This is a genomic window from Microcoleus sp. Pol7_A1 (assembly GCF_036701085.1).
Lineage (GTDB): Bacteria > Cyanobacteriota > Cyanobacteriia > Cyanobacteriales > Microcoleaceae > Microcoleus > Microcoleus asticus.
Genome location: NZ_JAUBQD010000079.1, coordinates 1 through 15,392, shown reverse-complemented (window position 1 = coordinate 15,392; position 15,392 = coordinate 1). Strand labels below are relative to the sequence as shown.

Below are 15,392 nucleotides of genomic sequence, written 5' to 3'. Positions count from 1 at the left end.
GAAAAATGTAAAAACTTGTTTGTAGGTAGGGACACGGCACTGCCGTGTCCCTACCGCTAGCTTCATAAACGTGGAATCTGCTGTATCTCCGAGTCCTACTTTCTTAGACTAAGAAATTCTGGACAACATAGTTCCCGACATTTCTACCCACACTCAAACCATTAACGTTAGCACTCATGAAATGAATGCCTCCGTAAAGGCGACTAATGCCCGATTCGTCGGCCGCTTGACTGAAGTTTTCAAAGGTTCGCAAACTGTTGACAGTCTTGTCTCCTCTATCTGCAAAGCCAAAATCCGAACCAAACACAGAACTCATCACTGCATCTGCCGCACCGCTAAAGGTACTGTGGCCAGACGTGTACTCAGGGAAGGGTGGAGTAGTTATCAGCGGAGTCCACAGGGGGTCGGCCGTCGTGTTCGGATTGTTGTCCGTGTCAGCTTGGCGAATAGCTGTAACCGGCCGCCAAAAGTTGTACTGATACTTGGCATCCCAGCAACTAATAGCTGCATCGGCTTCGGCAATATTCAGCAGGGCGAACAAGCGGGCGTTATCTTCCAGGGAGTTACCTGCCAGGGCCGAGGCATCTTGGGCGATTTGGTTCCAGTGACCCGGAGGGGTAAACGTACCTGCGCCGTTGGCCCAGAATTTGGCGATGGCTGTTTGGTCGGGAGTCCGCGTGAGGCTGTCACTTTTGCCGATTTCTTTGACATAGTTAACTTCCTCTGCGTACTTGGCGCTGTCAAGCGCGGGCGGGCCGGGCGGGCGGAACTGAGAACCGCTAGTCATGGCAAAGGGAGTAACTTCTGCCCACTGTGGCGCCAGCGCGGCGGCAAGGGCAGGGGGAGTCGGCACCCAACTACCGGGGTCTGTTTTGGGGGTGTACTGCACTACTTTCGCGATGCCGTCTGTACTCCGCGAACTGATAATTTGGTCGGCAACTTGCTGTCCGAGGGCGATCCCGTCTTGTTTGGCTTTGCCGTCGGTAATTTTAGCTAAAGACGATGCGTATGCTTCGTCGAATGTGGCTGCTTGCGCTGGGTAGACGCTGACTAAGACGCGGTGGGCGGCTGCGGCGGTGGCAGCTTCTGCTGATGTGCCTGCTGGTGCATCTATGTTGACCCGGTAAGGGCTGTATTTTTTGCTGATGGAGTTAACAGCATCGTAAATGGCTGCGTGAACCATTGCCATGTTGCGGGAGGCGAGGGGAGGCGCGGTGTTGCCTGTCCGCACTGCATTCAGCATGACTCCGTTCCACTCAATGACAGGGTTTCCCGATAGCTGATTTGTGAAGTTGTTGCGGTCGATCGTGTTGCTGTTGACTCCGGTCAATACTGCTAAATATTCGCCCGTGAGTTTGTCTTGAATTAAGGTGCTGTTGCTGTTAGCGCCGATGCCTTGCTGGATGTTTAAATCTTCAAAGCTCAGGCCGTCTAGCAATCGAATTTTGTCATTGCCGTTGCCGAAGTCGGCGATGTAGTCGGCTGTGGCTAAAGTTTGGCCGCCGCTGCCTTTAGCAATGGCAAATATATCATCGCCTGTGCCGCCGCTCACGGTATCGCTACCTGCGCCCGCGTAGATGATATCGTTGCCGGAATCGCCACCAATTAGGTCGCTGCCTTTGCCTCCCCAGAGGATGTCATTGTCCGCACCGCCAACAATCGTATCGTTGCCTTGGTCGCCGCAGATTTTGTCTTTGCCGACATCGCCTTCGAGATAGTCGTCTCCGCTGTTGGCATAAATGATGTCGTTGCCATCCAAGGCGTTAAATCTGTCTGGTTGGGTGGTTCCTTCGAGATAGTCAAATTTAGGACTAGGGGTGAGGGATGCCATGTTTATTTATTGGATATTTTGATTTAAGCACAAAGATTCGTACCGTCTGTAGATGCTTACGTGTGTTTACCCCTGATTTAATAGTATTAAACTTTCTGGTTGATAAGTAAACGCCACAACCAAGCTTTATTTCATATTTAACGGGCTTTTTATGAAGTTTTGCGCTTTGAATCTGCGTAATAATACAGATATTAAAACTGCATTAGATACTGCAACGTTGGTGATTTTTTATAAAAAAACTGTTTTTTTTAATCTTTAGAGCCAGATAATTTTTACCAGCATAAAAGGCGCGGATTGTGTAACTGAGTAAGTATATATTGATTAAGCACTTCTCAAAGCTGCGATCGGGTCGAGTTTGGCGGCTTGGCGGGCGGGGACAACGCCGAAGAAGAGGCCGACTGCACCGGATACACTGACAGCAAGGGCGATCGCCACAGGCGAAATACCAGCTTGCAAGGGCGTGAAATTACCTACAAGCAAGATACCGCCGATACCTACGCAAGTACCGACTATCCCTCCGGCGGCGGATAAAATTACAGCTTCGACAATAAATTGAAATAAGATATCTTGTTGGGATGCTCCGATCGCCTTTCTGAGTCCGATTTCCTGAGTGCGTTCGCTGACGGACACCAGCATAATGTTCATAATCCCAATGCCACCGACTAATAGGGAAATGCTGGCAACAGCAGTTAACATAAGTGTTAGAGCCCCGGAAATCGCACCCATTGTTGCCATTAAATCTTTTTGATTTCTCACTGTAAAGTCATCTTCGGTGGTAACTTTGTGCCGCAGTCTCAGCAAGTTTTCTACCTGAAATTGCGCCGCGTCCATTTGCAACTCATCTTTAATAGAAATATACATCGAGGTAACAGCTAAACCGTAGGGAGATTTCCGCCCGACAATGCGGTTTGCCATTGTGGCGATCGGCACTGCGGCCGAGTTATCGTAATTCGTACCAAAAGATGTCCCTTTGGGTGCCAATACTCCAATTACTTTGAGGCTGACATTTTGGATACGCACCTGTTCGCCCAAGGGATTTGTATTGCCAAAAAGTTTCTCCGCTAATTCTGAACCTAGAACCACAACTTGGTTACTTTGCTTAACATCTAGTTCGGTCAAAAACTGCCCTTTTGCCATTTCAAAGCTTCTGACTTCTAGAAATTCTGGAATCGTGCCAAAAATTAGAGCCGAAACATTTTTGTTGCTGTAGCGAACTATTTCGGAACTGTTAAGTTCTGCTGACACGCCTTGAACGGAGGGGACTTGAGTTGCGATCGCCTTTGCGTCTGGCAGTACGAGAGTTTGAGGCGCACTTGAGATGGTACTTCGCCTAGCGTTCGGTACTCCCGGCCTCACGATTAATACGTTTGTACCCAGGGATTGGACTTGTCCTGCTACAAATTTTTGAGCTCCTTCTCCAATTCCAATCATGGCAATTACTGAGGCGTTGCCGACAATCATGCCAATCATTGTTAAACTGCTGCGAGTTTTGTTGGCTAGTAGCGTTTGACCGGCCATTTTGACGCTTTCAATAAAATTCATATTTTCTTTAAATGAACAAGAAGGAAGAAGAAATACAGCCGTATGTCATGGTTTGCTGTGCGTCAAAATCCCAGGACCTTGGGATTGCGGCGCACAGCGAAAATGACACACTTAATAACTAATTACGAGAGTCAACAGTCAAAATTCAACAGCCAACCGTCAACATACTAATTAAGCACTTCTCAATGCCACGATCGGGTCTAATTTAGCAGCTTGTTTTGCAGGTACTATGCCAAAAAATAAGCCGATACTGCCGGAAACACCGACTGCAAGTGCGATCGCCACTAGGGAAACACTAGCTTGCAGAGGAGTAAAAGCAGCGACTAAAAGCACGCCGCCGATACCGAATCCAGTACCGATTGCCCCGCCTGCTGCTGACAAAATCACAGACTCGATCATAAACTGAATCAGGATATCTTGCTGAGAAGCCCCGATCGCCTTTCTCAATCCAATTTCTTTGGTACGTTCGGTAACAGAAACCAGCATGATATTCATAATCCCGATGCCGCCGACAAACAGCGAAATTGCCGCCACGAAAGCCAACATCAACGTCAAAGCACCAGTAATACTGCCCAAAGTATTCATCAAATCTTTCTGATTTCGGACAGTAAAATCATCCTCTTTAGTAATTTTATGACGCAATCTGAGCAAATTTTCTATTTGAAATTGCGCAGCTTGCATCATAGTTTCATCCTTGATTGCAACTGAAATAAATGTTACTTTTGTACCGTAGGGAGACGATCTGCCTACGATGCGATTGGCCATTGTTGTCAGCGGTAAATAAACGTTCATATCTTGATTGTCGCCAAAACTAGAACCTTTTGCCTGCATGACCCCAATCACTTGAAAAGTCGAGTTTTTGATGCGAATGTATTGACCAACTGGCTGTGTATTGCCAAATAATTGTTCTGCTGCTTCTGAACCTAAAGCTACTACATTTTCTTCTCTTTCTAAATCTAATTTGCTTAAAAAACGACCTTGACCAACATCAAAGCTTCTGACTGTCAGAAATTCTGGGGTAGTTCCCACAATCGAAGATGAGACATTTTTGTTGCGGTAGGTAACGAGTTGACTGTCATTGAGAGTTGGTGCGACTTCTTGGACAGAAGGAACTTGAGATGCGATCGCCTCTGCATCTTCCACTACTAAAGTCTGGGGCGGAATCACCGGGCGGCTTTGCGCTTCAGGACTTCCGGGAATAATAAATAGCAAGTTTGAACCCAGAGAGTTAACTTGTCCCTCGATAAATGTTTGAGCTCCTTCCCCGATACCGATCATCGAAATGACCGAAGCATTGCCGATGATAATTCCTAACATCGTCAAGGTGCTGCGAAGCTTGTTGGCCATCAAAGTTGTGACAGCCATTTTGACGCTTTCAACAATATCCATAATTCGATTTTAGATTTTAGATTTTAGATTTTAGATTAGGGATTGGGGATTGGGATTATTCGTGTCAACTTAATATTTAAACCCATAATACATCCCGCTTGTAGCCGAGTCTCGATCCCCCTAAATCCCCCTTAATAAGGGGGACTTTGAATACTCTTGTCCCCCCCTTATTAAGGGGGGTTAGGGGGGCTCTCCGGCTTTGAAAACACCCTAGAGCGATCGAGATCAATAATGCCCCATGCCCTATGCCCCATGCCCTATTTCTGATTCTTGATAATATCCTCCAGCTTTTTACCTTGAGGAAGTTCGGTAAAAACGCGATCGCCCGCTTTTGCACCCTCTAAAATCTGAATCTTGTTGCCAATAGTCGATCCAACGGTAACAGGCTTAAACTTCGGCTGTTGTTTCTCATCGGGAACTAGCACACCCGTTTGACCTTTATTAGTGACAATTGCCACCGTAGGCACAACTAAAGCATTGCTCAGCTTTTGACCGACAAATCTCAAATCTACATTCATCCCCGATTGCAGCGACTCTTTGCCCGTGTCGATCGCAACTCGCACTTGAAATAACGTCACATCCCGTTCCTTAACAGCTTCCGGCGCAATTAACTTAACTTTGCCTTTAAACACTTTATCTGGATAAGCATCGGCGACTATTTCAACTTCTTGACCCGGTTTAATTTGGCTGATATCAGCCTCCGGGACTTTCGCTAAAACTTCCACATCTCTAGCTAAAGCGACAATCGATGTCGAAGTTGCCGAAGTAGCTTCCGAGGCCGAAGTTGCCGGAGTTACAAAAGCTCCTTGGATGGCGTATCTTTGCGTAATAATTCCAGCAAAAGGAGCGCGAACTTTAGTATCTTCTAACTGCACTTCTTGATAGCGGACTTGAGCTTCAGCTTCGGCTAATTCAGCTTTAGCTTGAGCTATTTCTTCCGGGCGAGAACCGTTTTCTTGTGCGGCTAATTGGCTTTTTGCTTCAGCAACTGCGGCTTGGGCTTTGGCGATTTCTTCTGGACGGTTGCCGTTTTCTAGTTGCGCTAATTTGCTTTTAGCTTCGGCAACTTCTGCCTCACCTTTGGCAATTTCTTCCGATCGCGTCCCGTTTTGCAATTGGTTTAATGCTTGGCGCTCGACTTCAACGGCAGCTTGCAGTTGCTGGATTTGCGACTGTCGATTTTCTTGCAGTTGTTGCAGGCGTCTTTGGGATTCTGTTACTTTAGCTTGGGCAGTACGATTTTCTTTGATCAGTTCATCCAGTTTATCTTGAGCCAGAGCACCTTCTTGCACTAACGGTCGATTGCGTTCTACCCGCTGAGCAGTTAGTTCGGCTTGGGCTTTACTCGATTCAATTTGCGTTTGTGCTTGGGCAATTTCTTGTTTCAAACTACCCGTTTGAGCGTCTGCTAAACGAGCCTGAGCTTGCGCTAATCGTGCGCGCCCTTGGCTGACTTCTTCCACGCGGCTGCCGGCTCGCAGTTGCTGCAAGCCAGCTTGAGTTTGCTGCAAGCGGGATCTGGCTCCTGCGACTTCTTCGGAGCGACTTCCGGCTTGGAGTTGCGCCAGACTTGCCTGGGCTTGATCTAGGCGCGCTCGGGCGCTGGCGATGTCTTCCGATCGATTCCCGGCTTCAATTTTGGCGAGTTTGGCTGTAGCGCTAGCTTCGCGGGCCTTGGCTTGAGCTAGTTGGGCTTCTACGTCGCGGCTTTCCATGCGAGCAACGATTTGTCCTGCTTCGACTTTATCGCCCTGTTCTACAAACAATTCTGCTATGCGCCCCGAGCCTTTGGGGCTGAGATTCACGCGCTGTACCGGCTGCACCGTCCCGCTGGACGTAATCCGCACCGTGAGGTTTTGCGCTTCCACCGGCACTGTCATAGTGGCGATCGCATCTACTTTGGGCTGCGATCGACTTTTTGCTACATATATAGTGGTCGGTACAGCTAGCAACCCGGCTGCAACCAACCCAATCGCCCACCGCTGCGGTTTGCGCGCCGGTTTCTTCGGAGACTGCTTTTGGGCGGTTTTTTTATCTGCAATTTTGGTCTCTGCGGTCTTGGTGTCTACAGTCTGAGTATCTTCCACCTTGACCTGAGCAGTTTCCTTTTTAGGGCTAACGATCATACCGACTCACCTAATTTAATCTCAGGATTACCTTAAAGGTAAAATTTTTGCTGATGCTTGGCATCGTCTTTCAGACTCATCCGATCGGGTGAACTTAAAAAAGTTCCCCAACCAGCACCTGTAAACAATTATAGCTAATCTTTGCAACTTGTTAAATAATGTTAAGTTTTTTCAGCTAAAAGAGGTGGGTCTAAACAGAATTGCTCCCGGCTGCTGGCAAATAAAAATATATTTTAGTAAATAATATCATTTTTAGGATCTAGAAGCGCGCTCCTCACCAGCGACAAAGGCGGATCGGACAGCGGGCGATCGACCGTCATTAGGTCATTGCGAACTCGCGTTAGCTATCGCAGCGGACTCTGCCAGTGCTAAGCTCATAATGGCACAATATTAAGACGCTTACTCTCATAAACCGGGCTTCTGCGAAAAATAACAGGTTTGCCCGCTAAGAATCCGCGCAGAAACCCGGTTTCACAGGTAGCGGTGCGTAAATCCTGAATCCATATCCGCCCTGTGCGCACAACAGGTTAAAATATTTTTCAAATCCGTTAAAAATGGAAAATCAAAACAATGAATCGTCCTCAAAGCGTTACAGTTTTGGCAATTTTGCAGCTAATTAGCGGCGTATTCAGCCTCCTTGACGGCTTGTTCATCTTACTTTTTGCCGGCCTTTTTGGCGGTCTCGGTGCGGCAGTCGGCGGGGCGAAAGTTGGCACTGTAATCGGCAGCTTCATTGCAATTTTTGCGGCGCTCAGTTTTATTTTAGGCCTCCTCTCCTTACTCTTAGCTTGGGGTTTATTTCAACTCAAAAAATGGGCTTGGACAGGAACGTTAATTGTCCATATCATCGCTACCATCGCGCAAATTGTCAAAATGTTGGGTAGCGGCGGTACAGCAGTCAATTTTTTAACTTTGGGTTTTGCAGCGGCTAGCATTTACTACCTGTTGCGCCCGGATGTTAAACAAGCATTTCGTGTCTGATTTCCTTTTCATTAACGGTACTGAATTCTCGGATCGAAAAAAGCATAGGAAATATCAACCGCCAGATTAATCAGTACAAAAGTTACAGCCACAAAAATTACTCCTCCTTGGACAATTGGGTAATCGCGCGTCAGAATACCGGTGTAAATCCAAGAACCAATTCCCGGCCACGAGAAAATCGTTTCAGTCAGAATAGCGCCACCTAAAAGAGTGCCGAACTGTAAACCGATAGTTGTGACGATCGGCAAAAACGCATTTTTCAAAGCGTGTTTCAAAATCACCCAATATTCCGGCAATCCCTTAGCCCTCGCAGTGCGGATGTAATCTTGAGAAAGCACTTCCAGCATCGCAGAACGAGTAATGCGAGCTATAATCGCCAGAGGAATAGTTCCTAAAGTCAAAGCTGGAAGGATTAAATGGGCGATCGCATCCCGTAAAGCAACAAAATCCCACCTCAGCAAAGAATCCAAAACATAAACACCCGTAATCGACTTAAAACCGAATCCCAAATCTACACTAATCCGCCCGCTTGGAGGCAGCCATTTCAGATAAACAGCAAACAAATAAATCAACATCAATCCCAACCAATACACCGGCAAAGATACGCCAATTAACGAACCACTCATCGCAAAATTGTCCAGCCAGCTATTTTTCCGAACAGCAGCCAAAATCCCCGCCGGAATTCCGATAATAAGTGCCACCAACATCGCCACCACAGACAATTCAAAAGTAGCAGGCCAGCGACTTCTAATTTCATCAATTATCGGGATACCGCTAATAATGCTATTTCCCAAATCAAAGCGGAGCAAACTCCATAAAAAAGCCAAATATTGCAAAGGTAAAGGCTGATTCAAACCTAATCTCGCTCTCAATATTTCCACCTGTTCGGGAGTTCCCCGTTCTCCCAAAAGCACTGTAGCTGGATCTCCCGGTATCAAATGCAAAAATATAAATACGAGCAGAGTGATTCCGAAAAGGACTGGCAAGAGTCCCAGCAAACGTTTAACAATATATTGAAACATCAGTTGATCTCATTCACCTTGCAAATTTGCCAAAATTCGATCGACCGTTTCTTCTACCGTTAGATTGGTTGAATCCAGCCAGTAGCCAAGGCGAGGAGTTTCGGTACGGAGAATGCGATCGAAGGCATAAACCATTGTTTCGTTGGCATATCCGGTCTTCGATCTTGCTGCATCCCGTGCCGCTACAACTTCTGCCTTCGGACACAGAACGATCGCGGACAACGGCACATCATGGAAAGTGGCAAGTACCTCAGCCAGTGCCGAACCAATGATGATGTCTTGATAAACGACCGTAAAACCAGCCTGGAGATAGTGTCGCGCTGCCATTGCTGCCAGGTGATACCGCAGTTGAAGCTGCTGATATGCCTCTGCTGACAAATTTAACGCCATTTCCGCCTGTCCGTTCACAATCATGCGACGAAAGATATCGCCGCGAAGGTGGACACTTTTGGGCAACCGTTCGGCAAGTGATTGCGCCACACTTGATTTTCCGGCGGCCATGTTCCCGGTAATCAAAATAATTTGTGGGTGATGATTTGCAGGTTGCTGATTGCTCTCCATACTATTTGTTAAGGTAAATTCATGTAAAGTATGATAACCCCGGAGAGGTGTGTCGATCTAAACTCTCAATTTTTGCTCACTTCCTCAAAAGACTCCGACCCCAAAGGACTCGGAATCCAACCTTGAATATTCTTGCGTTTCCCTAAAAGCGGCTGCGAATGTACGATCGGCAAACGCACAGCTTCCCCATGCAAAATCTCGCTAACTTCCGCATAAATTTTCGCCCTAGTTGCTTTATCCCCACTCGCCCTCCCCCGATCCAAAAGTTCCAGAACTTTCGGATTTTTCCAATTTCCCAAATCCGCCGTCGAACCCGGCCCGAAGTGAGGATAATAAAAATTGTCTGGATCGCCGTAATCTCCAATCCAACCCATCATAAAAGCTTCAAAGCCGGGAGGTTTTAGCCGATCGGCTAAATAAGCAGACCAATCCTTTGTCAGCAATTTGACCCGAATCCCGATCGCGCTCAAATCCGCCGCAAAAGCCTCAGCGATCGGCTTCGGCGTGGGAAAATAGGGACGGCTGACGGGCATATACCACAAATCCAAATCAAAACCGTTCGGATAACCGGCTTTGGCGAGCATTGCTTTAGCTTGCTGCGGGTTAAATTCATAATCTTTAACTCGATCGGACTCTGCCCAATTCAGCGCAGGCGGGATAAATTCCGAGTCGTGTTTTCCGAGTTCTCCCCAGAAAGCTTTGACTATTGCTGGCTTATTAATTGTTTGGGCGATCGCCCGCCTTACTTCCGGTTTGGATAAAGGTTCGTAACTGGGATTTAAGGCTAAATAACCGACATTAAAAGAAGGTCGTACCACAGTTTCTAAATTAGTATCTGCTTGAACCTCTTTCAATTGATCCGGGGTTAAATCCACAGTAAAATCAAGTTGACCCGCTCTCAATTGAGCTAATCTCGCCGCCGGATCGTCAACAAAACGAATTACCAATTGATTGGCTTTTGGCGTGCCAGTTTTCCAATAATTTGGATTTTTATCCAAAACAATGCGATCGCCCGATCGCCATTCCTTAAATACAAAAGGCCCCGTACCCACCGCCAGCGACCCCGGAGTGCCGTATTTAGCACCCGCTTTTTTCACCGCCGCCGGACTCGCCATCCCGAAATAACCAGACCCAATCGCCGAAGGAAAAGCAGCAAAAGGTTGATTTAAAACAAACTTAATTGTAGACTTATCAACAACTGCCACATCTTTTACCAGGGAATTTTTATCTCCTTTAAAGCCACCAAAAAAATCTTTCCAAATTTGATAAGTCTTGCCAGATTCTCGATAACCGTTAGGATTTTTCGCATCCCACCAGCGATCCACATTAAACTTAACAGCTTCCGCATCAAAATTTGTGCCGTCGTGAAATTTGACCCCGGAACGCAACTTAAAAGTCCAAGTTTTGCTATCTGTAGAACTTGACCATTCAGTAGCGAGACTCGGCTCAAGTTCCACAGTTCCCGGTTTGAAATCAGTCAAGCGATTGTAAATTTGGTCAATAACAATCACCGAATTGCCATCCGTAATATTTCCCGGTTCCAGATTGACCGGCTGCCCGCCCGCACCGTAGACTAAAGCTCCCGGTGGTACTGTGGCAGGAGTTGTCGGAGTTGGAGAATTATTGCTAACGGTGTTTGAGGTAGTGCTGCAATTTGAGAGAATTACAGCCATCCCAAAAACTAAACCTAATAAAACTAAACGCCAGGATTTTAACAATCTCATCTCAATAGCTCCTGTTTAATAGTAAATTGTACTCATGTAATAATAAAATGGTAATTCTCCCCGGCTCTTCCCTCTGCGAACTCTGCGCTCTCTGCGGTTAATTTAATAAATTCTATCAGGACTTACGCAACTGTCACAAGCACTAGCGGCTAAGCCACAGCATCCGCCCAAAAACAAGACCCTAAACATAGTGAGGGATAGAACAGGCCAACTCCAGTTCTATCCTAACTATTTCTGAACCTATCAAGCAGCTTTTTCTCCAAAAAACTTTAGGCGTTTCAACCACTTCTGCCAGTATTCCAGCAATTGTTCGCGTTCCAACACAAATATTTCCGCATCTTCATCGGGAAGAGCCACAACAATCAAAGCATTAACAATTTTATTACCAAACAGAGTCTCACCATAGCATCGATTAATTGCCCCACCATAAGCAACTAATTGTAAAGGCTTGTCGTAGAGTTTTGCTAATCGCAGTTTAGTTTCTTCAGCAGTCGTCCACTCAATAGTGCATGGAACAGCTTGATAACGGGCAACTAAATCAACTTTCCCGGCGTATCCTTCCACATAATTTGGCACAACTGTCTCCACCAACTGGACATCGCTAAGTTTCTCCAGTACAGGCTGAACGCTATCACAATAGGGCTGAATTAGGCTGGAAGCAGTGGGAGATAAGCCTTGCAAATAATCCTTAACCCACTGATGCAATAGTTCTCCCCGGCGACGGCTGGTTACAGCAATGCGATTTGCTTCTGCGTTCCCTACTTTCTTGCGCCAATTAGAAAGAGCAGCTACAGACTCAAGCGGCTGTGTAGCCTTAAGTATTGTGGTAACGGGTGGAAGCAGAATGCCATTTTCATCTTGGTAGTCAAACCGTCCATTAGCCCTAGTTCTTTTCATGATCAGAATCTCCAAAAAATTGCTAAATTCAATTTCGCAATTTAGCTTTGGAGATATCTCTCACGTTGAGGCTGACTTAGACTGACTTAGGCTGAAATATCTACAATCTTCAGTTTCAGCCTGCTATTGAATAGCATTTTGGCTCCCGAATAAGTAATATAAGAGCAGCCCTAACCGTGATTTAAGGCTAGATAGAAGATACTGGACTCGCTTTCAGGTAATAGAGAGGTTAGTCAATGACGCTGCCGCGTGACTTTTTAATTGAGATGGCTCGTAAGTATGCGCTTTCGCCAGAGCAAAAAGCTGCTTTTGTAATCTGGTTTAGCAGTAAGAAGACAGAGTTGGAGATAGCAACAGAACTCCATATCAGCAAAAGTGCGCTTACCACTCGCATGAGCCACGTTTACAAAAAGTTCAGTATCAACGGTAAAGGCCCAGGTAAATATGGTCGCTTGCTCAATTTTCTGACTGCTGAATATCGTAAATGCAAGGTTTCTGACTCTCCAACTTCTAATCTGTCAGAGGATGAGTTAAGTGACTTGGTGCAAGAGGTGCGCCAGAATTGGCGCGAGATGATTCAATACCAATGCGGTACAATGCGATCGCTCACCATGTCACAACCCATTGACGTAAGTGACCTCTACACCAACGTCAATATTCTGGAAAAAATTACCAGTCATCGGCGGCGCGAAATAGATGAACTGTTGCAAGACTCTAACCCGGAAAACTTCGATCGCTTTGGACTGGGCCAAGTAACTGAGACAATACCAGGAGTAGAAGCGGTTGAAAAATACTCAAAATTGATGGTGCTGGGTAAGCCAGGATCAGGAAAAACCACATTTGTGAAGCATTTAGCAATCCAGTGCGATCGAGGTAAATTTCAAGCTCATCGCCTTCCTGTTTTTATCACGCTCAAGCAGTTTGCAGAAACAGAAGGAAAACCGAGTTTACTGGAATACATCACCCAATTTTTTTCTGATTGTGATGTTTCTGCTGACCAAATAGCTGTCCTTTTCAAGCACGGTAAAACACTGGTTTTACTCGATGGTTTAGATGAAGTAAAAGATGAGGATAACAACCGTGTTATCAAGCAAGTTCGCGATTTTTCTGACAAGTTTCGCACGAATCACTTTGTAATGACTTGTCGGATTGCAGCAAAAGATTATACTTTGGATAAGTTTAAAGACGTTGAAGTCGCAGATTTTGATGACAAGCAGATAGCCACCTTTGCCCGAAAATGGTTTCAAGCTAAGGAAGCAGCAAAATCAGAGGAATTTATTCAACAGCTTGGGAAAAATGACCCGATTCGAGAATTGGCAACAAACCCGTTACTGCTAACCCTGTTATGTTTGGTGTTTGAAGAATCAGCCAAATTTCCCGGCTTACGTTCAGAACTTTATGAAGAAGGAGTAGATATTTTGCTGAGAAGATGGGATGAAACGCGAAAGATTGAGCGAGAGCAAATTTATAAAAATCTCTCTTTGCAGTACAAAAAAGATTTACTCAGTCAAATTGCTCTAACGACATTTCAGCAGGGAGACTATTTCTTTAAACACAAACAACTAGAGCAGTATATTTTTGATTACATCCGCAATCGGTTCGATGCTCAAAACGACCCGGAGCCGTTTCAGCTAGATAGTGAACCGGTGCTAAAATCAATTGAGGCGCAGCATGGATTATTAGTGGAACGGGCGCATAAAATCTATTCTTTTTCTCACTTGACTTTTCAAGAGTATTTTATAGCCCGAAAAATTGCCATCAGTTGTAATTCATACATCCCAAAGCAACAGGGTTGGTCAATTCTGATTAATAACATTACTGATAAACGCTGGCGGGAAGTGTTTTTTTTAGTGGTTTAGATGTTAGCAAGTGCAGACTGTCTGTTGTTTTTTATGAAGCAGGCAATTGATGTACTTTTAGTGCATGATGAAAAGTTACAACAATTTTTGTATTGGATAAATCAAAAATCTTGCTTAATTCAACTTCCGTTTAAAAGAGCAGCAATCCGAGCCTTCTACTTCGATCTAGCTGTGGCTCCGGCCTCCACTCATTCGCCCGATCTTGATTGCTCTCTAAACCTTGCCTTTAAGGTTGATTATAATTTAATATCTTTCCACGAAAATTTTAACACCTCTCCTGTTGATTTCCATCTCGATTTCTGTCTGTGTGCCACTCTCGCTCATGCCATTAACGACTGTATCGATACTGACTTTGTTACCCCTGACTTTGAGTTTGATTTTAATCTGTGCCAATCATTGCAAAAACTTGAAGCGGAAATACCTGATTGGAAAGATAGTATTTTATTTGATAAGCGGCAAGCAGAAAATGGTCAACTTTGGACTGAAAAATTCAGAAGTTTGATTATAAAATATTGCAATATTGGCCATAACTGGCTGTTTAACGACTCACAAAAGCAACTCTTACAGCAGTATTACGATGCCAATAAGCTGCTGATAGATTGTCTAAATAGCGGTTGTAATGTATCTCCTGAAGTGCGCGAAGAGATTGAAGAAACATTGTTATTACCAAAATATGAAGTTAAAAAGTGGAAGTAAAAGCACCGACTCTCGTCCGTGTATTGAGAATATCTTCCAGATATGTAGATTAAGTCAACCAAGATCAGCCAGTGTAACTAATCTGCTTGAAGGCTCGCAATTAAAACCAAACACAATCTAAATATATTCTTCACTTGTCCCCTATTGAGAGATCATAAAAAATTGTCCGCTCTCAAGAAAGCCCCGTGAATGACGTACCAAAAGCCCAAGCGATGACTGATACAGAAGTGGAAGCACTGTTAGATAGCACCGGCGGTTTATTGAAGCTAAAAAATATGGAACACGCCGATGATATCATGTTGGAAGTGGCGGGAATTTGCGATCGCGATCGAGTCACACTCGGCGGCGTCGTCGATACCCGCAATTTCAAAAAACCCCAGAGCACCAACGTCCCAATTACCGATCGCACATTCATTCTAGGGCAAAATCTCAACCCACACCTTTACATTAGGCGACGCAACCAGCATGAAAGCCAACGTTTGCGGCCCAGCTAAAGGGGTCATTCGATTTGAGATTTGAGATTTGAGATTTACTCCACAGGTGGATCTGGGAGCTTGAACTTTCGTCTAAAATTTTCATTTCTTCACGACATCGGGCGCTTGTATCCGTTTTTGGGCGGGTCACAAATGACAAAGCGATCAATTAATTAGGGCTTGCCGAAAAAGCCTAAAACCTTGACAGAGAAAAACTTTGACTGGTTTGAACGCGGAGCGTGTGCAAGCTTATGAGCTAAAATCTGTCCAAAGCCTAGTACAACATCACTT

General features: G+C 45.5%; 11 protein-coding genes and 1 pseudogene. 4 read left to right on the top strand and 8 right to left on the bottom strand.

Going from position 1 to position 15,392, the window contains the following annotated elements:
- Nucleotides 1–103 precede the first annotated feature (103 nt).
- The 4 genes from QUA20_RS28225 to QUA20_RS28210 form a co-directional block, all read right to left on the bottom strand.
- Entirely contained in the window at nt 104–1,831 is a 1,728-nt protein-coding gene (locus tag QUA20_RS28225) for a chemotaxis protein CheB (protein WP_333193264.1), read from the bottom strand.
- Between the two features lie 321 nt (nt 1,832–2,152).
- Nucleotides 2,153–3,373, bottom strand: a complete 1,221-nt coding sequence (locus QUA20_RS28220) for an ABC transporter permease (protein WP_333193262.1) — start codon at nt 3,371–3,373, stop codon at nt 2,153–2,155.
- Nucleotides 3,374–3,544: 171 nt separating this feature from the next.
- Nucleotides 3,545–4,762 (bottom strand): ABC transporter permease, encoded by a 1,218-nt coding sequence (locus QUA20_RS28215; protein WP_172191111.1) that lies wholly within the window; start codon nt 4,760–4,762, stop codon nt 3,545–3,547.
- A 257-nt stretch (nt 4,763–5,019) separates the two neighbouring features.
- Nucleotides 5,020–6,888, bottom strand: a complete 1,869-nt coding sequence (locus tag QUA20_RS28210; RefSeq protein WP_333193260.1) for an efflux RND transporter periplasmic adaptor subunit — start codon at nt 6,886–6,888, stop codon at nt 5,020–5,022.
- A gap of 570 nt (nt 6,889–7,458) precedes the next feature.
- Between QUA20_RS28210 and QUA20_RS28205 the strand changes: the two genes are divergently transcribed.
- Entirely contained in the window at nt 7,459–7,869 is a 411-nt protein-coding gene (locus QUA20_RS28205; RefSeq protein ID WP_172191115.1) for a hypothetical protein, read from the top strand.
- Between the two features lie 11 nt (nt 7,870–7,880).
- On the opposite strand, the gene QUA20_RS28200 is transcribed toward QUA20_RS28205, so the two are convergent.
- From QUA20_RS28200 to QUA20_RS28185, 4 genes are all read right to left on the bottom strand, one after another.
- Nucleotides 7,881–8,891: an ABC transporter permease gene (locus QUA20_RS28200; RefSeq protein WP_333193258.1), complete on the bottom strand. Its 1,011-nt coding sequence runs from the start codon at nt 8,889–8,891 to the stop codon at nt 7,881–7,883.
- Between the two features lie 9 nt (nt 8,892–8,900).
- Nucleotides 8,901–9,452: an AAA family ATPase gene (locus QUA20_RS28195; protein ID WP_333193255.1), complete on the bottom strand. Its 552-nt coding sequence runs from the start codon at nt 9,450–9,452 to the stop codon at nt 8,901–8,903.
- Nucleotides 9,453–9,517: 65 nt separating this feature from the next.
- Nucleotides 9,518–11,176 (bottom strand): ABC transporter substrate-binding protein, encoded by a 1,659-nt coding sequence (locus QUA20_RS28190; RefSeq protein WP_333193254.1) that lies wholly within the window; start codon nt 11,174–11,176, stop codon nt 9,518–9,520.
- Between the two features lie 243 nt (nt 11,177–11,419).
- The gene (locus tag QUA20_RS28185) at nt 11,420–12,073 is read right to left on the bottom strand and encodes a hypothetical protein (RefSeq protein WP_333193251.1); all 654 of its coding nucleotides are present in this window, start codon (nt 12,071–12,073) and stop codon (nt 11,420–11,422) included.
- Nucleotides 12,074–12,309: 236 nt separating this feature from the next.
- On the opposite strand from QUA20_RS28185, the gene QUA20_RS28180 reads away from it, so the two are divergent.
- The 3 genes and pseudogenes from QUA20_RS28180 to QUA20_RS28170 form a co-directional block, all read left to right on the top strand.
- Complete coding sequence (locus tag QUA20_RS28180; RefSeq protein ID WP_333193250.1) at nt 12,310–13,932, top strand: NACHT domain-containing protein; 1,623 nt, start codon at nt 12,310–12,312, stop codon at nt 13,930–13,932.
- A complete protein-coding gene (locus QUA20_RS28175; protein WP_333193247.1) occupies nt 13,933–14,628 on the top strand; it encodes an NACHT C-terminal helical domain 2-containing protein in 696 nt (231 codons plus the stop codon).
- Between the two features lie 200 nt (nt 14,629–14,828).
- A pseudogene (locus tag QUA20_RS28170) lies at nt 14,829–15,135 on the top strand (saccharopine dehydrogenase-like oxidoreductase); the annotation flags it as partial.
- Nucleotides 15,136–15,392 lie beyond the last annotated feature (257 nt).

Excerpts from the sequence above, each read along its gene's own strand:
- QUA20_RS28190 (WP_333193254.1), bottom strand. The coding sequence starts at position 11,176 with ATGAGATTGTTAAAATCCTGGCGTTTAGTTTTATTAGGTTTAGTTTTT.
- QUA20_RS28195 (WP_333193255.1), bottom strand. The coding sequence starts at position 9,452 with ATGGAGAGCAATCAGCAACCTGCAAATCATCACCCACAAATTATTTTG.
- QUA20_RS28220 (WP_333193262.1), bottom strand. The coding sequence starts at position 3,373 with ATGAATTTTATTGAAAGCGTCAAAATGGCCGGTCAAACGCTACTAGCC.
- QUA20_RS28175 (WP_333193247.1), top strand. The coding sequence starts at position 13,933 with ATGTTAGCAAGTGCAGACTGTCTGTTGTTTTTTATGAAGCAGGCAATT.
- QUA20_RS28225 (WP_333193264.1), bottom strand. The coding sequence starts at position 1,831 with ATGGCATCCCTCACCCCTAGTCCTAAATTTGACTATCTCGAAGGAACC.
- QUA20_RS28185 (WP_333193251.1), bottom strand. The coding sequence starts at position 12,073 with ATGAAAAGAACTAGGGCTAATGGACGGTTTGACTACCAAGATGAAAAT.
- QUA20_RS28210 (WP_333193260.1), bottom strand. The coding sequence starts at position 6,888 with ATGATCGTTAGCCCTAAAAAGGAAACTGCTCAGGTCAAGGTGGAAGAT.
- QUA20_RS28205 (WP_172191115.1), top strand. The coding sequence starts at position 7,459 with ATGAATCGTCCTCAAAGCGTTACAGTTTTGGCAATTTTGCAGCTAATT.
- QUA20_RS28215 (WP_172191111.1), bottom strand. The coding sequence starts at position 4,762 with ATGGATATTGTTGAAAGCGTCAAAATGGCTGTCACAACTTTGATGGCC.
- QUA20_RS28180 (WP_333193250.1), top strand. The coding sequence starts at position 12,310 with ATGACGCTGCCGCGTGACTTTTTAATTGAGATGGCTCGTAAGTATGCG.
- QUA20_RS28200 (WP_333193258.1), bottom strand. The coding sequence starts at position 8,891 with ATGTTTCAATATATTGTTAAACGTTTGCTGGGACTCTTGCCAGTCCTT.